18 protein-coding genes are annotated in these 17,979 nt (G+C 53.6%); 4 read left to right on the top strand and 14 right to left on the bottom strand.

What is annotated here, in order from left to right:
* The first annotated feature begins 75 nt into the window (after positions 1-75).
* Positions 76-606: a DUF2062 domain-containing protein gene (locus tag D568_RS0114730; protein ID WP_020210370.1), complete on the top strand. Its 531-nt coding sequence runs from the start codon at positions 76-78 to the stop codon at positions 604-606.
* Between the two features lie 5 nt (positions 607-611).
* On the opposite strand, the gene D568_RS0114735 is transcribed toward D568_RS0114730, so the two are convergent.
* From D568_RS0114735 to D568_RS0114745, 3 genes are read right to left on the bottom strand one after another with little or no spacing between them, the layout of a single operon-like run.
* Complete coding sequence (locus D568_RS0114735) at positions 612-1,844, bottom strand: lipoprotein-releasing ABC transporter permease subunit (protein WP_020210371.1); 1,233 nt, start codon at positions 1,842-1,844, stop codon at positions 612-614.
* Positions 1,844-2,542, bottom strand: coding sequence for a lipoprotein-releasing ABC transporter ATP-binding protein LolD (gene lolD, locus D568_RS0114740; RefSeq protein WP_020210372.1), 699 nt, complete (start codon positions 2,540-2,542; stop codon positions 1,844-1,846). Before lolD ends, D568_RS0114735 begins: the two co-directional genes overlap by 1 nt.
* Positions 2,535-3,788, bottom strand: a complete 1,254-nt coding sequence (locus D568_RS0114745) for a lipoprotein-releasing ABC transporter permease subunit (protein WP_020210373.1) — start codon at positions 3,786-3,788, stop codon at positions 2,535-2,537. The genes lolD and D568_RS0114745 overlap by 8 nt, the downstream gene beginning before the upstream one ends.
* 88 nt (positions 3,789-3,876) lie before the next feature.
* Between D568_RS0114745 and D568_RS0114750 the strand changes: the two genes are divergently transcribed.
* Complete coding sequence (locus tag D568_RS0114750; RefSeq protein ID WP_169334807.1) at positions 3,877-4,434, top strand: PilZ domain-containing protein; 558 nt, start codon at positions 3,877-3,879, stop codon at positions 4,432-4,434.
* Positions 4,435-4,469: 35 nt separating this feature from the next.
* On the top strand, positions 4,470-4,763 hold the full coding sequence (locus D568_RS0114755; protein ID WP_020210375.1) for a hypothetical protein: 294 nt from the start codon (positions 4,470-4,472) through the stop codon (positions 4,761-4,763).
* Here the strand turns inward: D568_RS0114755 and D568_RS0114760 are convergent.
* From D568_RS0114760 to D568_RS0114810, 11 genes are all read right to left on the bottom strand, one after another.
* Positions 4,760-5,155 (bottom strand): hypothetical protein, encoded by a 396-nt coding sequence (locus tag D568_RS0114760; RefSeq protein WP_020210376.1) that lies wholly within the window; start codon positions 5,153-5,155, stop codon positions 4,760-4,762. The two genes, D568_RS0114755 and D568_RS0114760, sit on opposite strands and share 4 nt — an antisense overlap.
* A gap of 6 nt (positions 5,156-5,161) precedes the next feature.
* Positions 5,162-5,323, bottom strand: a complete 162-nt coding sequence (locus D568_RS21720; protein WP_020210377.1) for a hypothetical protein — start codon at positions 5,321-5,323, stop codon at positions 5,162-5,164.
* Positions 5,324-5,402: 79 nt separating this feature from the next.
* Entirely contained in the window at positions 5,403-6,806 is a 1,404-nt protein-coding gene (gene sthA, locus D568_RS0114770) for a Si-specific NAD(P)(+) transhydrogenase (protein WP_020210378.1), read from the bottom strand.
* Between the two features lie 146 nt (positions 6,807-6,952).
* The gene (gene nqrM / locus D568_RS0114775; RefSeq protein ID WP_026287070.1) at positions 6,953-7,204 is read right to left on the bottom strand and encodes a (Na+)-NQR maturation NqrM; all 252 of its coding nucleotides are present in this window, start codon (positions 7,202-7,204) and stop codon (positions 6,953-6,955) included.
* 14 nt (positions 7,205-7,218) lie between these two features.
* Positions 7,219-8,295, bottom strand: a complete 1,077-nt coding sequence (locus D568_RS0114780; RefSeq protein ID WP_020210380.1) for an FAD:protein FMN transferase — start codon at positions 8,293-8,295, stop codon at positions 7,219-7,221.
* Positions 8,279-9,499: an NADH:ubiquinone reductase (Na(+)-transporting) subunit F gene (gene nqrF, locus D568_RS0114785; RefSeq protein ID WP_020210381.1), complete on the bottom strand. Its 1,221-nt coding sequence runs from the start codon at positions 9,497-9,499 to the stop codon at positions 8,279-8,281. The genes D568_RS0114780 and nqrF overlap by 17 nt, the downstream gene beginning before the upstream one ends.
* Before the next feature lie 15 nt (positions 9,500-9,514).
* Entirely contained in the window at positions 9,515-10,123 is a 609-nt protein-coding gene (gene nqrE / locus D568_RS0114790) for an NADH:ubiquinone reductase (Na(+)-transporting) subunit E (protein ID WP_020210382.1), read from the bottom strand.
* 2 nt (positions 10,124-10,125) lie between these two features.
* Entirely contained in the window at positions 10,126-10,788 is a 663-nt protein-coding gene (locus D568_RS0114795; RefSeq protein ID WP_020210383.1) for an NADH:ubiquinone reductase (Na(+)-transporting) subunit D, read from the bottom strand.
* Between the two features lie 4 nt (positions 10,789-10,792).
* Positions 10,793-11,575, bottom strand: coding sequence for a Na(+)-translocating NADH-quinone reductase subunit C (locus D568_RS0114800; protein ID WP_020210384.1), 783 nt, complete (start codon positions 11,573-11,575; stop codon positions 10,793-10,795).
* Entirely contained in the window at positions 11,568-12,773 is a 1,206-nt protein-coding gene (locus tag D568_RS0114805; protein ID WP_020210385.1) for an NADH:ubiquinone reductase (Na(+)-transporting) subunit B, read from the bottom strand. The genes D568_RS0114800 and D568_RS0114805 overlap by 8 nt, the downstream gene beginning before the upstream one ends.
* A gap of 3 nt (positions 12,774-12,776) precedes the next feature.
* On the bottom strand, positions 12,777-14,120 hold the full coding sequence (locus tag D568_RS0114810) for a Na(+)-translocating NADH-quinone reductase subunit A (protein WP_020210386.1): 1,344 nt from the start codon (positions 14,118-14,120) through the stop codon (positions 12,777-12,779).
* Positions 14,121-14,514: 394 nt separating this feature from the next.
* Here D568_RS0114810 and mfd point away from each other — a divergent pair, with 394 nt between their 5' ends.
* On the top strand, positions 14,515-17,961 hold the full coding sequence (gene mfd / locus D568_RS0114815) for a transcription-repair coupling factor (RefSeq protein ID WP_020210387.1): 3,447 nt from the start codon (positions 14,515-14,517) through the stop codon (positions 17,959-17,961).
* Positions 17,962-17,979: the final 18 nt, after the last annotated feature.

Consider the following 17,979-nt stretch of genomic DNA (forward strand, 5'->3'; position numbering starts at 1 on the left):
GTCAGCTAGCGTGGTGTCGGGGCGCATTTGCCGGTAGAATGCGCCACACCTTGCAGTTGCGATGTTAAAGTTCGAATGGCTCGTAAAGTAATCCGACGCTTTCTCCCAGACGCCGCTGCCGTGAAAGAAAAACCGGCGTTACAGTTTTTAGGTGATTTACTGCACGACCCTAACCTGTTTCACCTAAACCGACACTCGGTTTCGCTGGCCTTCTTTTTCGGCATCTTTTTCGCCTTTTTGCCTCTTCCCGGGCAAATGGTGCTGGCGGCCCTGTGCGCGTTGTGGGTGCGCTGCAACCTGCCAATTACCCTTGCCTTGGTATGGATTACTAACCCCCTGACTTACGCACCGATTTTCTTTGCCACTTACCAGCTGGGGCGCTGGATACTGGACGCCCCCAGCCTTGCGTCATCCAGTGAGCACAATTGGGCCTGGGTGATGGAAGAGTTTAGCCAGATCTGGAAACCGTTATTGCTGGGGTCGGTGCTGACAGGCATTGTCGTTGGGGGGTTAGGCTACATCACCATGCAGCTGTTTTGGCGTTGGCACGTGGTGAGAGCCTGGGAAAAACGCAAACGCGAACGCGAAGAGCGCAACGATAGCTAGACAACTTATTCAAAACGCAGTGCCTCGGCCGGAGGAATGCGCGCCGCGCGCCAGGCCGGATAAATGCTCGCACAGAAGCTCAACCCCAAGGCAACTACCACAATCAACCCCACATCTGCCCACAGCAGCTGCGATGGCAGATAACTTACCGGGTAAACATCGGCATGCAGAAACTGAATACCCAGGCCACGCTCCAGTAACGCCACCGCCGGTGTGACGGTATAAGACAAAAGTACGCCCGCACCAACGCCAACCGCCGTACCCACCAAGCCAATAATGCCGCCCTGCACCAGAAAAATACCCAAGATGTCGCCAGTGCTGGCACCCTGTGTGCGCAAAATGGCGATGTCCGCTTCTTTATCCACCACCACCATAATCAAGGTGGTGACCAGATTAAACGCCGCGATCCCAATCAACAGCAAGAGTAACAACCCCACCAGACGTTTAGACATGTGAATAGCTTGGTAGAGATTGCCGTGGGTGCGTGACCAGTCTTTACCGTAGTAGCCGGGCGGCAGAAAACCGGCCAGCTCATACACCGTCCGCGACGCGGCAAAAAGGTCATCCACCTTTAACCGAATACCGGATACACGACCGGGGTAGTCTGAGAGTTCTGAGGCACGGGTAAGATTTAAGAGGGCAAAATTGTTATCAATTTCGGTGCCGCTGTCGAGCAGGTCGACCACCTCAAGGGTTTGCACCGCCGGTGAGGCGCGGCCATCACCATGGGGAATAACCAAGCGCAGGTGATCACCCACCTCGGTCTGTAAACTGCGCGCCAGTGCCGCACCTAAAATAACGGCCTGCGGGTTATCGGCCAGCACCAACAGTTTACCCAGGCGCAAATACTGCGCCGCGCCGGAGACGTCTTGCTCAAGGCTGGGCTCAACACCGAATAAAGCCACGGGGGAAACATTGCCACGGTAAGCCAACAACCCCTGCAAAGTCACGTAAGGTGCAGCCGCCAGGACCTGTGGATGCTGGCGCAACTGCTCAATAACCGTGCCGGGGGATTCAATGCCGTCGCGCTTGTAGATGGTGGCCTGGGGCAATACCTGCAAAATGCGCTCGCGCAATTCGCGGTCAAAGCCGTTCATAATGGACATCACCAAAATCAGCAGCGCCACCGAAATAATCAGCCCCATCACCGACATGCGCGAAATAAAGCTCACCAAGTGGCTGCCTTTAGAAGACAGCGCGTAACGCTTACCGACCTGCCTGCTAAACCGGCTGAACACTAAACGCCCTCGCCTGGCAATTCGCTTAGCACGCCTTCTTCAAGGTGCAGGGTGCGATCCATTTTGCGAGCCAGAGCCAAGTCGTGGGTTACTACCACAAAGCTGGTGCCGATGCTCTGGTTTAACTCCGCCATCAACGCCTGAATATCGGCGGCGGTGTGGGTGTCCAAATTGCCGGTGGGCTCATCCATCAACACACAGGCCGGTTGAGTCACTAACGCTCGGGCGATGGCGACACGCTGCCGCTCGCCACCAGAAAGCTCAGAGGGTTTATGTTGCCCCCGGTGCCCAAGGCCCACACGAGCCAGCATTTGCTCTGCCTGAGTTTTCGCCTGCGCCGGGCTTTGTTTGCCGATTAACAGCGGCATGGCGACATTTTCCACCGCATTAAACTCGGCCAACAAATGATGAAACTGATACACAAAGCCCAGGCTTTGGTTGCGTAACCGACCTCGAGCGTCGGCACTTAAGCTCGACAGCGATTGCCCGGCCACGCTGACGTCCCCGCTATCCGGGGTGTCTAACCCGCCAAGAATATTCAGCAGAGTGGATTTACCCGAACCCGAGGCACCAATAATGGCAAGAGTTTGCCCGCTGGGCACGGCCAGCTCAACACCGCGCAGCACTTGTACGGCCTCGGGCCCCTGCCGGTAAGCCTTTACAACCTGGCGGCACACCAGCACCTGTGAATCACTCATAACGTAATGCCTCTGCGGGTTCGACCTTACCGGCGCGCCAGGCGGGATAAAGCGTAGCGACAAAGCTGAGCACAATGGCCACGGCGCAAATCACCGTGACATCGCGCCAATACAGCTCGGACGGCAATTGACTGATAAAATAAACATTGGGGTCAAAAATAACCTGGCCCGACAGTGATTCAAAAAACGCCACAATCGAGCTGATGTTGAGAGCAACCAAAACTCCAGCGAGGGCACCGCTTAAGACGCCAATCAAGCCCACCCCACAGCCCTGAACCATAAATATGCCCATGACCTGGCGCGAGGTAAGCCCCAGAGTGCGCAACACGGCAATATCCGAGCGCTTATCGGCCACCATTAACACCAAAGACGAGACGATGTTAAACGCCGCTACCGCGATAATAATGCTGAGCAGGACACCGATCACCAGCTTTTCCATTTTGACTGCCTGGAACAAACTGCCTTGAGTTTGGCTCCAGTCGCGCACACGGTAATCTGTCCCTAGCCGATTTTGCGCCTCGGCAAGTATGGGCGCAGCGCGATAAATATCCGGCACCTTTACTTGTAGCCCTTGGACCTGTAACCCCTGCGCCCCGGTGTAGCGCAATAACCTGGCGGCATCCTCAAGATGAATCAGTGCTAACTGCTGATCAACCGGCGCCCCTACTTCAAATACGCCACTGACTGTAAAACGTTTTACGCGTGGATACGCACCAGCAGGCGTGATGCGAATTTCCGGCAGAGTCAAGGTCACTCGATCACCCGTAACCACACCGAGCTGCCGAGCCAACAAAGAGCCAAGCACAATATTAAACTGCCCGGCCTGTAAGCTGCTCAGCTCGCCAAGCATCATGCTGTTGGCGACTTCAGACACCTTGGGCTGCTGCACAGGATCAATACCGGAAAATTGCACACCTTCAATATTGTTGCGATAGCCCAGTAAGGCAAAGCCACTGATGTAAGGCGCTGCGGCAAGAATGTCTGGCACCCGAGACAGCTCATCGGCCACCGCTTGCCAATTTTGCATACCGCCGGGCTGGTCGATAAATCCGTGGGGTACCACTTTAAGAATGCGCGATTTCATCTCCCGGTCAAACCCGTTCATCACCGACATCACCACAATCAGCGATAACACCCCAAGCGCCATTCCCAACAAGGAAAAGCCACTGACAAAAGAGATAAACTGATTGCGACGCTTAGCGCGGATGTAGCGAAGGCCGACCATAAGGGGGATGTTTTTCAGCATCCGCGCATTTAACCGCAACCGCCTTACAACCACAAGCGCGGGCTGTGCTATTGTAGAGTTCATTAACAACGAAGAAAGAACACACACAATGGACGAAAGACGTGAATACTTCCGTATCGATGTTAAGGCCCGCGTTGATGTAGCGGAGTCAGCATCCTCCTCCCCCTTAGAGCTGGACCCTGCAGACCATTTTACACAAAGCGGTATATTGCACACTTTGGCCGAGCTTAAAAAACTCGATACCGAAGGCATGCAGATACAACAACAAATAAAAGACAGTGATCGCGCTCTGGGAGAGTATCTCCATCTGCTGTCTCGCAAGGTGGATATTCTTGCCCTTTATTGCTTAAGCACTAGCGCCGAGTCGTTGGGCGAAAGCCAAACCGTCACCATCAGCGAAGGCGGGTTGGATTTTAACCACAGTCAGAACTTGGAAACCGGAGAGCCTGTGGCATTGATGCTGGTTTTCAGCCAACCCACTATGGCCATAGCTTTACACGCTCGCGTAGTACGGTGTGAACCAGATCCCACCACAGGATTTACCATTGCGGCAGAATTCCAGTATCAGAATAGCGCACAGCGCCAGCAGATCAGTCAACAGATCATGCGCGCCCAGATGGAATCCATCCGCAGCAGCAAAGCCTGAGCAATCTGAACACAAAAGAATCAACAGGAAGTATCATGACAAAAACAGTTTTGGCCCTAGCCCTAGCATTTGCCGCTCAATTATCCGTTGCTGACACCGTGCGCATTCCCGTGGGCCAGCAAGGCGAAGCCAGCTTACCCACCCCAAATACCGGCACTACCAAAGCCAAAGTAAAATCAGAATACGGCGAACCTCAACAACAGTCTGGCCCCGTGGGAGACCCGGCCATTTACCGCTGGGATTACAGTGACTTTGTGGTTTATTTCGAAAATGACCGCGTGATTCATTCGGTCACGAAGTTTCAGGCAAAAGTTACGCAGGAAAACTAAGTATTTGAAGCATCGCGCTCGGTTTTTATTTGAGCGCCCGCTGTCAACAAGGCCTCATCTTCTGGTGGCAAACGGCCGTAAACTTTAGCCCTTTTAAGATACTGCAACGACTGTTGGTGATTCCCCTGCGCTCTTGCTTTGGCCGCCCGGTTTAAAAAACGCTTTTTCCTTTTCGCCACAATACGTTTGGTTTCTCCACCAGAAACCATTGTACTGAAAACGGTTATGCAAAAAAGCAGCATAAACCCTACTACAACCAAGCCGGGCCTGCGCATCAATACCGCAGCGCCAATGCACGCAATCAATGCAAATACGCCCCACAAACCGAACGCATTATTACCACCGGAACCCGAGCCCGAAAATTCACCACCAAAGCGCTTAAAGCCTTTCACGGGTAATCAAGCCTGCCGCGTTTGCACCTTACTCAACTCAGCACTTTTATCCTGTGCGAATTTAAGCTCTAACTTTTTTAATGACTTTTTATGTTCGAGATAAATAACAAACATTAAATAGACCAGCGTCGCCACCACCACTACTGCCAAAAAACTCCATAAATTCATATTCAATTCCTTCTATAAAAATCAGAAAGAGGTAACCGGGTGTGCGACATGCCCGGTCACTCTTTAATAACAGGCCGTCTTAATAATGCCGGTTAGTTCGATTGGTACCGTCTAGTGCCGCCAGACGATATGCCTCGGCCATGGTGGGATAATTAAACGTGGTATTGAGGAAGAAGTTAATATTATTACCCTCCCCGGTCTGACTCATAATGGCCTGGCCGATATGAATAATTTCGGCGGCCTCAGCACCAAAGCAATGCACACCCAGCAATTGCCCGGTATCCACATGAAACAGCAACTTAAGCATGCCGACATCTTCACCGCTGATTTGACCACGGGCAGTGTTTTTGAACAGGCAGCGGCCCACTTCGTAAGGCACTCGGGCTTCCGTTAATTCACGCTCAGTTTTACCAATCGAGCTGATTTCGGGCAGCGTATAAATACCCGTTGGAACCCCGGCAACTTCTTGATAAGGCTTGCCCAGAATCGCCGCTGCCAAGGCTCGCCCCTGGTCGAAAGAGGCACTGGCAAGGCTGGGCCAACCCACCACGTCGCCCACGGCATACACGTTTTCAACCGCGGTTTGATACTGCTCATTAACCGCCAGGTTGCCGCGATGGTCCGGCTCAAGGCCAATGGCCTCTAAATTTAATTTGTCGGTATTACCACTACGGCCGTTACACCACAAAATGGCATCGGCAGTAATACGTTTACCTGACTCTAAGTAAACCGTAACGCCACGCTCATTGGCTTCAATTTTGTCGTAGTTTTCGCTGTGACGAACCCGAACTCCGTTATCGCGCAGGTGATAACTTAACGCGTCTGAAATTTCGTCATCCAAAAACGACAATAAACGGTCGCGGTTGTTAATTAAATCTACCTTAACGCCCAGCCCTGAAAAAATTGAGGCGTATTCACAACCGATCACCCCAGCACCATAAATAATTAAATGGCGCGGCGAATGGTTCATTTCTAAAATGGTGTCCGAGTCGTACACACGGGGGTGGTCAAAGTCGATGTCAGCCGGGCGATAGGGACGCGAACCGGTGGCAATAATGATTTTGTCGGCACTGATAACTTCTTCACGTGCGCCGTCCAGTAAATCTATAGCGACGGTATGATCATCAATAAAACGAGCAAAGCCTGAGTAAAGTTTGACTCGATTACGCACATAAAAGTCGGTGTGCAATTCAACTTGCTTGGGAATAACCGCATTGGCAGCAGCCAACACCCGCGGATAGGTTAAGCGCCAGGTCTCACCGGTTTCACGAAACAAATTACCGGTTTTAAACTGAATAATTTGTTTCACCGCGTGACGCAGTGACTTGGAAGGAATGGTTCCTTTGTGGGCACAGTTACCACCCACTAAAGCGCGCCCCTCTACCACAGCGACTTTTTTCCCGGCTTTTGCCGAGGCCATAGCGGCACTTTCCCCAGCGGGCCCAGAGCCGATAATCAGTACATCTACATCGTATTTCGCCACTCGTATTCCCCTATTACATCGATAACACGGTGCGGGCATTCTGCGCTGCCCTGTTGCACCTGAAAGTGAAGCTATAACGGGTTTCTCCCCATCGGCCGTGTTAGGGCCTACCACTATAAACCGCAAAAGGCGCCGAAGCGCCTTTGTTAACGTTTTTTGCTGGTCGCATCTACCGCTAAATCGGTATGTGTATTGACCGTCACACCGTCTTCACTGTTAAGGCTTTCGCATTTAGCCTCATCACCGCCGCAGAGCTCGCAGGTGTAGTCTTTTTCACCCAGCGCCTGGCCTACGCCCCCGCAGGAGCCGGTTAGCGGCTTGCGCCCAAACATAACGCCAACCGCCATGCCAGCGACCACCAGCAGCATAACGCACAACGCAACCATAAACATCGCCATAAAAACCTCCCGCCCTAAGGGGCGTATTGCGAAAAAGTAACTGAACGCAAGTCGGTAAAACCGCCATTTTCTTTGACGATCATATACACCGCAAGTTGCTCAGCGTTGGCCAACGCAAGTCCTTTTTCAGGCCCAAGAACGTTCAATGCAGTCGCCCAGGCATCGGCGTGGGCGGCGGTGTCAGCAATTACCGTCACCGACGCAAGATTGTGGGTGATGGGTCGGCCAGTGGCGGGATCAATGGTGTGCGAGTAACGCACACCATCCACTTCAAAGTAATTGCGGTAGTCCCCCGAGGTAGCCACGGATTTGTTGTCCAGCTCGATGGCCAGTCTAGCACTGCCGCCCAACGCTGAGGGCTGCTCTACCGCGATGCGCCAGGGGGTACCACGAGGGCTAACACCGGCCACGCGGACTTCACCACCAATCTCCACCATAAAGTTATTGAAACCGCGCCCCTGCAAAACCTTGGCAATCCAATCAACGCCATAACCTTTGCCCAGAGCCGACAAGTCTACAAAAATAGGGGCTGTACGGCGCGCACGGGTGACATCCAGTTGCAGCTTATCATGCCCGGTAAGCGCTAAAGCTTCGGCCAACTGATCATCAGTGGGAACAACCTCGGGCCGCATTTCCGGGCCAAATCCCCACAAATTAACCAAAGGGCCCACCGTAACATCAAACGCGCCCTCTGAGCGCTGACTGACATCTTCGCCAATATTGAGCACTTCCATCAAGGGTTCTGACAGGTGCATCCATTCATTCACCGGCGCACGGTTAAACTGCATCAACTCCGAATCATCAATGTAGGTAGACATCACCTGATTGATAATTTCCAGCTCATCGTCGATGGTTTTTTGCAGCTCGGCCTGCTCAAAGCCAAAGCTTTCTCCCGCCTCGGCCACCAGCGTTATGTGATAACTGGTGCCCATGGTGGGCCCCGAAAGCTTGACGCTCTCACGAGGAGAATCGGCTTGGCCACAGCCAGTTAATAGGCCACCTATAAACAAAAACGAGGCCAGTAATACCAGCCTCGTTTTTGTTTTTGCTATTTGGGCAAATATCATTGCTTGATTAACCACCGAAGTCATCGAGCATAATATTTTCATCTTCTACGCCCAAATCGTGCAGCAGTTTAATAACCGCGGCGTTCATCATTGGTGGCCCACACATGTAGTACTCGCAATCTTCGGGCGCCGGATGGTCCTTCAGGTACTGCTCGTACAATACATTGTGAATAAAGCCGGTCAAACCGTCCCAGTTATCTTCGGGCTGTGGGTCGGACATAGCCACGTGCCACTCAAAGTTGTCGTTTTCGGCGGCCAGCATGTCGTATTCATCCTGATAAAACAGCTCTTTCAGAGAGCGGGCACCGTACCAGAAAGACATCTTACGCTTGCTGTTTAAACGCTTCAGCTGATCGAAAATGTGCGAACGCATTGGCGCCATACCCGCACCACCACCGATAAACACCATCTCTGCATCGGTATCTTTGGCGAAGAACTCACCAAAGGGCCCGAATACGGTGATTTTGTCACCCGGCTTCAGGTTGAAAACGTAAGTAGACATAATGCCCGGAGGAATGTCCTTTGAGCCCGGAGGCGGAGTGGCGATACGAATGTTGAACTTAACCAGACCTTTCTCTTCCGGGTAGTTCGCCATAGAGTAAGCACGCTGAACCGTTTCGGTGTTTTTGGCTTTAATGTTAAAGAAGCCAAAACGCTCCCAGTCACCGCGGAATTGCTCTTCGATATCAAAATCAGAGAAGCTGATATCGTAGGGCGGACACTCCAGCTGTACGTAACCACCGGCGCGGAAGTCTACGTTCTCGCCTTCGGGCAGCTTCAGAGTTAGTTCTTTAATAAAGGTGGCCACGTTGGGGTTCGACTCGACGGTACACTCCCACTGTTTAACCCCAAACACGTCTTCAGGCACTTCAACTTTCATGTCCTGCTTAACAGGCGTTTGGCAAGACAGGCGCCAGCCTTCATTCGCTTCACGCTTGGTGAAATGGCTCTCTTCGGTGGGCAGCATTGAACCGCCACCTTCGCTCACCACGCAGCGGCACTGGGCACAAGTGCCGCCACCACCGCAGGCTGAAGGCAAAAACAAACCAGCACCAGACAGTGTCTGCAACAGTTTGCCACCGGCGGGAACCGTCAGTGTTTTTTCGCCGTTAATATCGATGGTGACGTCGCCAGACGCTACCAGCTTTGCACGTGCACTCAGGATCACAAACACCAGCGCGAGCACGATGACTGTGAACATGACTACACCAAGAATAATCTCGCTCATGTGTATCCTCGCTGATTACAGATCAATACCGCCGAAGGACATAAAGCCCAGCGACATGAGTCCTACGGTGATGAAAGTAATGCCCAGACCGCGCAGGCCGTCGGGAACATCGGAGTACTTCATCTTCTCGCGAATACCCGCCAGTGCGGTAATAGCCAGCGCCCAGCCCACACCGGAGCCCGCGCCGAATACCACACTCTCGGCAAAGTTGTAATCGCGCTCCACCATAAACAGCGAGCCACCCAGGATGGCGCAGTTTACGGTAATCAGCGGCAGGAACACGCCCAGCGCGTTGTACAGCGCGGGAACGTATTTATCCAGAACCATCTCCAGAATCTGCACCAGGGCGGCAATTACACCAATGTAGGTAATCAGGCCCAGAAAGCTCAGATCCACGTTGGGCAAGCCGGCCCAGGCCAGCGCGCCATCGGCCAGTACATAGGTGTACAGCAGGTTATTGACCGGCACGGTAATGGTCTGCACCACAACCACGGCAATACCCAAGCCAAAAGCAGCGCCAATCTTTTTAGAGATGGCCAAAAAGGTACACATGCCCAGGAAGAAAGCCAGGGCCATGTTGTCGATAAAAATCGACCGAATAAACAGGCTTAAATAAGCTTCCACGATTAGGCCTCCTTCGGCAGTGGCTTAGTGTTAGGTGCCATTTTGTAGTCGACCTCTTCCACCTGGTCTTTTTTCCAGGCGCGAATGCCCCAGATAAAGAGACCGATCAGGAAGAAGGCGCTAGGTGGCAACAACAACATACCGTTGGGGACGTACCAGCCGCCCTCGGTAGCCAGCGGCAGAATTTGGTAACCGTAAAGGCTCCCGGTACCGAACAGCTCGCGGATAAAAGCCAGACCCAACAAGATGGCGCTGTAACCAAAACCGTTACCCACACCGTCTAAAAAGCTCGGCAGAGGTGGGTTTTTCATGGCGAAAGCTTCGGCGCGGCCCATTACGATACAGTTGGTAATAATCAGGCCCACAAACACCGATAGCTGCTTGCTGATTTCGTAGGCGTAAGCCTTGAGCACCTGATCCACCACAATCACCAGTGAGGCGATAATGGTCATCTGGATAATAATCCGGATATTACCCGGGGCGTGGTTGCGCACCAGCGAAACGAACAGGTTTGAGAAAGCGGTCACCGTGGTCAGTGCGATACACATAACAACGGTCACTTTCAAACTGCTGGTCACCGCCAAAGCCGAACAGATACCCAGAATTTGCAGCGCAATTGGGTTGTTCGAGAAAATTGGCGCGAATAAAAGCTCTTTTACTTTCATGGTCTTAGGCCTCCCCCTTCTTGAGGTTGGTCAAAAATGGCATATAGCCCTCTTCACCTAACCAGAATTGAACCAGGTTAGCAACGCCACGGCTGGTCAAGGTAGCACCCGACAAACCGTCAACCTTGTGCTCGGCATCTTTGGTATCTGGACCTACGGCACCTTTAATCACCGTCAACTGAGCATTGCCCTCTTCGTCGTAAACTTCTTTACCTTCCCACAGCGACTTCCAGTTCGGGTTATCCACTTCACCGCCAAGGCCGGGTGTTTCACCATGCTCGTAAAAACCTAAACCTTTCACAGTGTTCAAGTCTTTTTCCAGGGCAACAAAGCCGTAAAGAGTTGACCAAAGGCCGTAACCGCGAACCGGCAGGACAATGGTTTCCAGGCCATTGTCACCTTCAATCAGGTACACCAAGGCCACGTCTTCGCGACGACCAATTTTGGCAATATCCTGATCGGCGCTTAAGTCTTCCGACATGGAAGGATCTTTAGCCGCTTTACGCTGCTCGTAATCGGCCGGATCTACCTCATCTGTGTAGGTGCCAGAATCCAGATCCACGGCGCGAGTTGTAACCCGCTCGCTGAATACTTCTTCAACGCTCTTGCCGTTCAGCTGGTCGGTCAGACCAGCGGCGGCAAGGATATTGCGTTTAAAGTCCAGAGATTTATTCACTTCCTGCACGGGGCGCAGGTACACGGCGGCGGTAGAAACCACCACCGAGCAGACGATGCACAGCAAAATAGTGACTATGAGCGTCTTTTTGATGGAATCGTTATTAGCCACGTGCCAACCTCCGCTTGATGTTTGCTCGTACAACCAGGTAATCAATCAGCGGGGCAAACAGGTTGGCAAACAGAATTGCCAGCATCATGCCTTCGGGGAAGGCAGGGTTTACCACACGAATGATAATTACCATAAAGCCAATCAGGGCACCGAACCAGTATTTACCGGTATCAGTCATGGACGCCGATACGGGGTCAGTAGCCATAAAGATCATGCCAAAGGCAAAACCACCCATAACCATGTGCCAGTACCAAGGCACGGCCACGGCAGGGTTAGACGAGGCATCACCCGTCAGATTCAGCAGCAAGGTGGTGGCAATCATGCCCAGCATAACGCCGGCCACAATACGCCAGGAGGCAATACCCATCACCAGCAGCACAGCGCCGCCGATAAAGATCGCCAGAGTTGAGGTCTCACCGATACTGCCCTGAATGTTACCCAGGAAGGCGTCCATCCAGGTGAACTGGTTAGTCAGAGCTTCAACACCGCCCTGCGCCGCAACGGACAGTGCGGTTGCACCGGTGTAACCGTCAACGGTTGTCCATACCGTATCACCAGACATACTGGCAGGATACGCGAAGAACAAGAACGCACGGCCGGTCAGCGCCGGGTTGAGGAAGTTTTTGCCGGTGCCGCCAAAGACTTCTTTACCCAGAACCACACCAAAGCTGATGCCCAGTGCCGCGTACAGCAAGGGTAAATCGGGTGGGCAAATCAGCGCAAACAGCACTGAGGTAACAAAAAAGCCTTCGTTGACTTCGTGGCCACGCACAGAGGCGAACAGCACTTCCCAGAAACCGCCGACAATAAACACCACCGCGTAAATCGGCAGGAAGTAAGCGGCGCCGTGCACCAGACAATCCCAAATGCTGTTGGGGTCAAAACCGGCAATGGCGCTGATCAGCGCAATACGCCAGCCTTCACCAACACCAGTGCCCAGCTCGGCGAGAATGGTGTTGGCTTGATGCCCAACGTTGTACATGCCGAAGAACATGGCGGGGAAGGTACAAATCCACACCGTGATCATAATGCGCTTCAGGTCGAGACCATCGCGCACATGGCTGGTGGTTTTGGTGACGTTGGCGGGACGGAACAGCCCGGTATCAATCGCCTCGTACAGCGAATACCACTTTTCCAGCTTGCCGCCTTTGTGAAAGTTTGGCTCGATTTTATCGAGATAATTACGCAAGAATTTCATGCCTTAACCCTCCAGCTCGATACGGGTGAGGTTGTCGCGCAAAATCGGGCCGTACTCGTACTTACCCGGGCAGACAAACGTACACAAAGCCAGATCATCTTCGTCCAGCTCAAGGCAGCCAAGCTGCTGAGCGGTTTCAGTGTCACCCACAATTAACGCGCGCAACAGCTGAGTTGGAAGGATATCCAGCGGCATGACTTTCTCATAAGCGCCAACCGGCACCATAGCGCGCTCACTACCAAAAGTGGTGGTGGTGAAATTAAAGCGCTTGGACGGCATTAGCTTAGACAGATAGATGTTCATAACCGAGAAGAAGTCGGTACCGGCGCGCAGGTAGTGCAGCATCGGACGATCATCGCCCTCTTCCAGCACGCTTACCTGAGTGTGGTAGCGCCCCAAAAAGGCGTAAGGACCATTTGCAGTCCGGCCACCAAACACTGAACCGGAAATCACACGGTTGTGATCACCTTTGAGTTTACCGGCGGTCAACTCATCAAGGCTGGCACCCAAGCGGGTACGCAGCAAAGTGGGCTCATTAACCTGAGGGCCTGCAACGGAAATCACGCGAGAAGTTTCCAGACGCCCTTCGCCGAACAAAATGCCCACGGCCACTACGTCTTGGTAGTTGATGGTCCAGACAAATTTGGTTGCGGTAACAGGGTCCAGATGATGAATGTGAGTACCGGCATTACCAGCGGGGTGAACACCACCAAACTCATGCACCTCAATCTGGCCCTCAGCTTTGGCGGGGATATCCGCACCAGCTGCTTTACAGACGAATACCTTACCTTCGGTCAGACGCGCTAATACTTTCAAGCCTTTAGCGAAAGCGTCTTCCTGGCCTTTCAATACCACCTGCGGGTCTGCCGCCAGTGGATTGGTGTCCATCGCCGTGACGAAGATTGAATGGGGTTTGGCATCCAGTGCCGGAACCTTGCTATAGGGGCGCGAGCGCAATGCTGTCCACAAACCCGCTGCATTCAGCTGGTCGCGAACGGCCTGGCCATCCAGCGAGCTAAGCTCACCGTCGCTGTAACTTTGAAAGCTCTCGCTGTCATCGCCATCTACGTCGATAACAACTGACTGCAACATACGGCGCTCGCCACGGTTAATGGCGGCAACAGTACCTGCTGCAGGAGCCGTGTATCTTACCCCTTCGGTTTTTTTATCGGTAAACAGAAGCTGACCGAGCTTGACCTTATCACCCACGGCTACTTCCATGGTTGGCTTCATGCCGTGATAATCTGGGCCAATGACTGCCACAGAGCGAGCCTTTGGCCCATCTTTGATAGTCTGCTCGGGCGCACCGGATATAGGTAAATCCAATCCCCGACGAATCTTTATCATACGTCTCTGCCTAATCACTCGTTGGATTAATGACTTTGCACGGCCAGGTTGCAGGCCGCAGTGTTGCGCTGGTGTCGTTCCAGCTGCTTCTATTGAGTTGAAGCTTAATCAATCGACGGCCGGTGGGCGGGATAGCGCGAAAGCTCGACACAAAAACTCGAACTTTGAGGCCTAACACCGAAAAAAACCAAGTGTGGCGGGTATTTTTCAGACGCAAAGTGTCCAACCGGCAAAAAAATCGCGGCAATTATAAAGATCGACGCCGCTAAAGACCAGTGGCGCGGCACAATTTTAGTGCCACAGCCCTTCGCTGCGCCCTCACCTACAGCATCAGGCCAAACACAGGTACAATCTCGGCCTTTCGTTTTGCGCACCCAGAGACTTGCCGCCCAACATGACAACTGCCGATTCTTTTAACCCCGACATTATCGCCCGTGCCGGCGAACGCCGACAATGGGGCCGTTTACCGGGGGGCGCCGCTGCGCTCACGCTCGCCAACGCCGCCCAACGCCACAATGGGTTAAGCTTAGTCGTTACCAGCGATACAGCCAGCGCCCAACGCCTGGAGACCGAACTGGCCTTTTTTGCTGGCAAAGATTTGCAAATTTTGCATTTAGCCGATTGGGAAACCCTACCCTACGACAGCATCTCCCCCCACCAGGACATCATCTCGCAACGACTGCGCACCCTGTATCAGTTACCCAGCGTCAGCCAAGGCATTCTGGTGGTGCCGGTTACCAGCTTGTTGCAGCGCTTAATGCCTAAAACCTATCTGATGGGCGGCAGCTTGATGCTTAACGTCGGCGAACCGCTTAACCCGGAAACCCTGCGCACCAACCTGACCCAGGCGGGCTATCGCACTGTAGACACGGTTTACGAGCACGGCGAATACGCCGTACGGGGCTCGCTGATTGACATTTTCCCAATGGGCAGCAGCCAGCCTTTGCGCATCGATTTGTTCGACGATGAAATCGACTCGCTGCGCACCTTTGACCCCGACACGCAACTGACCGCGGACAAAATCGAGGCTCTTGAGCTACTCCCAGCCCGCGAATTCCCATTGGATAAAAACGGCATCAGCGCCTTTAAACAGCGCTGGCATCAGCGTTTTGATACCGACCCCAGCGCCTGCAGCGTGTATCGCGATGTAAGCGACGGCATTGCGCCCCCGGGTATTGAGTACTATCTGCCGCTGTTTTTCGATCACTGCGACACACTTTTTGAGTACCTGCCAGAACAAACCGTTGCCTACACCCTTGGGGATATTAATGAGGCTGCGCAACGCTTTTTAGGTGAACTGAAATCACGCTATGACTCGCGTGGCGTTGACCCTACGCGCCCCCTGCTGCGCCCCGAAGAAATTTATCTGCGCGAAGAAGAGCTGTTTGCAGGCTTAAAAAGCCTAAGCCGCACGGCCCTTGTCAGCCACCCGCTGGATGAGGCCGCCGGCAACCAGAATTTCAGCTTTAACAGCCCGCCCTCGCTGCCAGTGCAAGCACAAAACGAACACCCGTTAACCGCGCTGGAAGCGTTTTTAATGGAGTTCGAAGGCCGGGTTCTGTTTTGCGCCGAATCCGCCGGACGCCGTGAAACCCTACTGGAGTTACTATCGCGCATTCGCGTAAAGCCAAAAGAGTTAGACAGCTGGCAAAGCTTCAGCGCGGGCAATGAAACCCTCGCCATTACCGTGGGCAGTATTGATCAGGGGCTCATTTGCACCTCACCCAAGCTGGCTTTAATTACCGAGAGCCAGTTATTTGGCGAGCGGGTGCAGCAAACCCGCCGACGCCGCCAAAGCCAGGAGAACGCCGACAACGTCGTTAAAAACCTGACCGAGTTGCAAGTCGGTGCGCCGGTGGTACACATCGACCACGGTGTAGGCCGCTATCGCGGCCTTGAAACCATTACCATCGAAAACGAAACCAACGAATTTTTAATGTTGGAGTATGCCGACGAGGCAAAGTTGTATGTGCCCGTCACCAGCTTGCATTTAATCAGCCGCTACAGCGGCGCCGATGAAAACGTCGCGCCCCTGCACAAGCTGGGCTCAGAGGCCTGGGGCAAAGCCAAACGCAAGGCTGCCGAACAGGTACGCGACACCGCCGCCGAGCTGTTGGATATATACGCCAAGCGAGCGGCCCGCAAAGGGCTCGCCTTCGACGACCCGAAAGCCGATTATCTGGCCTTTTCAGCGGGCTTCCCCTTTGAAGAAACGCCCGATCAGCAGCTTGCCATTGATGCGGTGGTCAAAGACATGCTCTCGCCGCAACCGATGGACCGACTGGTGTGCGGCGATGTGGGTTTTGGTAAAACCGAAGTTGCCATGCGCGCCGCCTTTGTGGCTGCCCACGGCGGCAAGCAGGTGGCGATTCTCGCCCCCACAACGCTGCTGGCACAACAACACTACGAATCGCTCAAAGATCGCTTTGCCAGCTGGCCTTTTACCATCGAAGTCATGTCGCGCTTTCGCACCAACAAAGAGGTAGAAGCCGTAAAAGAGCGCCTGGCTGAAGGTAAAATCGACATCGTCGTGGGCACCCATAAACTGATTCAACCGGACATCAAGTACAAAGATCTGGGGCTACTAATCATCGACGAAGAGCACCGTTTTGGCGTGCGCCAGAAAGACCAGCTGAAAAAGCTGCGCGCCGAGATCGATATTCTGACCCTGACCGCCACCCCGATTCCGCGCACACTAAACATGTCTATGGCCGGTATTCGCGATTTATCCATTATCGCCACCCCGCCGGCGCGGCGTTTAAGCGTAAAAACCTTCGTACGCCAGCACGACGATGCGACGATCAAAGAAGCGATTCTGCGGGAGATTTTACGTGGCGGTCAGGTGTACTACCTGCATAACGAAGTAAAAAGCATTGAGCGCACCGCCCGCGCCCTGCAAGAGCTGGTGCCGGAGGCGCGCATCGGCATAGGCCACGGCCAGATGCGCGAGCGCGAACTGGAAAAAGTCATGTCGGATTTCTACCACAAGCGCTTTAACGTCATGGTGTGCAGCACCATTATTGAAACCGGTATCGACATTCCCAGCGCCAACACCATTATTATTCACCGCGCCGACAAATTTGGCCTGGCGCAACTGCATCAGTTGCGCGGGCGCGTGGGCCGTTCTCACCACCAGGCCTACGCTTACTTGCTGACGCCCGAGCGCCGCGCCATGACCAATGACGCCATCAAGCGCCTGGAAGCCATTGCCAGCGCAGAGGATCTGGGCGCAGGCTTTACCCTGGCCACCCACGATATGGAAATACGCGGTGCGGGCGAGCTGCTGGGCGACGAACAGTCCGGGCAAATTCAAACAGTGGGCTTTTCCATGTACATGGACATGCTTGATCGCGCGGTAAAAGCCCTGCGCTCGGGTAAGCAGCCCAACATCGATGCGCCTCTTGCGGATAACATTGATGTGAATTTACGCATTCCCGCGTTGATTCCCGACGACTATCTACCCGATGTACACACCCGCCTGGTACTGTACAAACGCATCGCCGGCGCTGAAACACCCGAAGCGCTGCGTGAACTTCAGGTGGAAATGATTGACCGCTTTGGCCTTTTGCCCGAGCAAACCAAAAACCTATTGCGCGTTACTGAAATCAAACTCGACGCCGAAAAGCTGGGCATTGCCAAACTTGAAGCCTCCGCCGGCGGCGGCAAAGTAGAGTTCGGTCCCGATGCGCAAATAGACCCGCTCAAAATTGTGCAGATGGTGCAAAGCCAACCCCAGGTGTTTTCTCTGGCCGGCGCCAACGGCCTCAACTTTAAAGTGCCGATGCCCGATGCGGAAGATCGTCTGCAAAGGGTGACAGACCTTTTAGCCAGCTTGCACTAAAACGGGTTAGACTTGCCA

Source organism: Gilvimarinus chinensis DSM 19667 (assembly GCF_000377745.1).
Classification (GTDB): domain Bacteria; phylum Pseudomonadota; class Gammaproteobacteria; order Pseudomonadales; family Cellvibrionaceae; genus Gilvimarinus; species Gilvimarinus chinensis.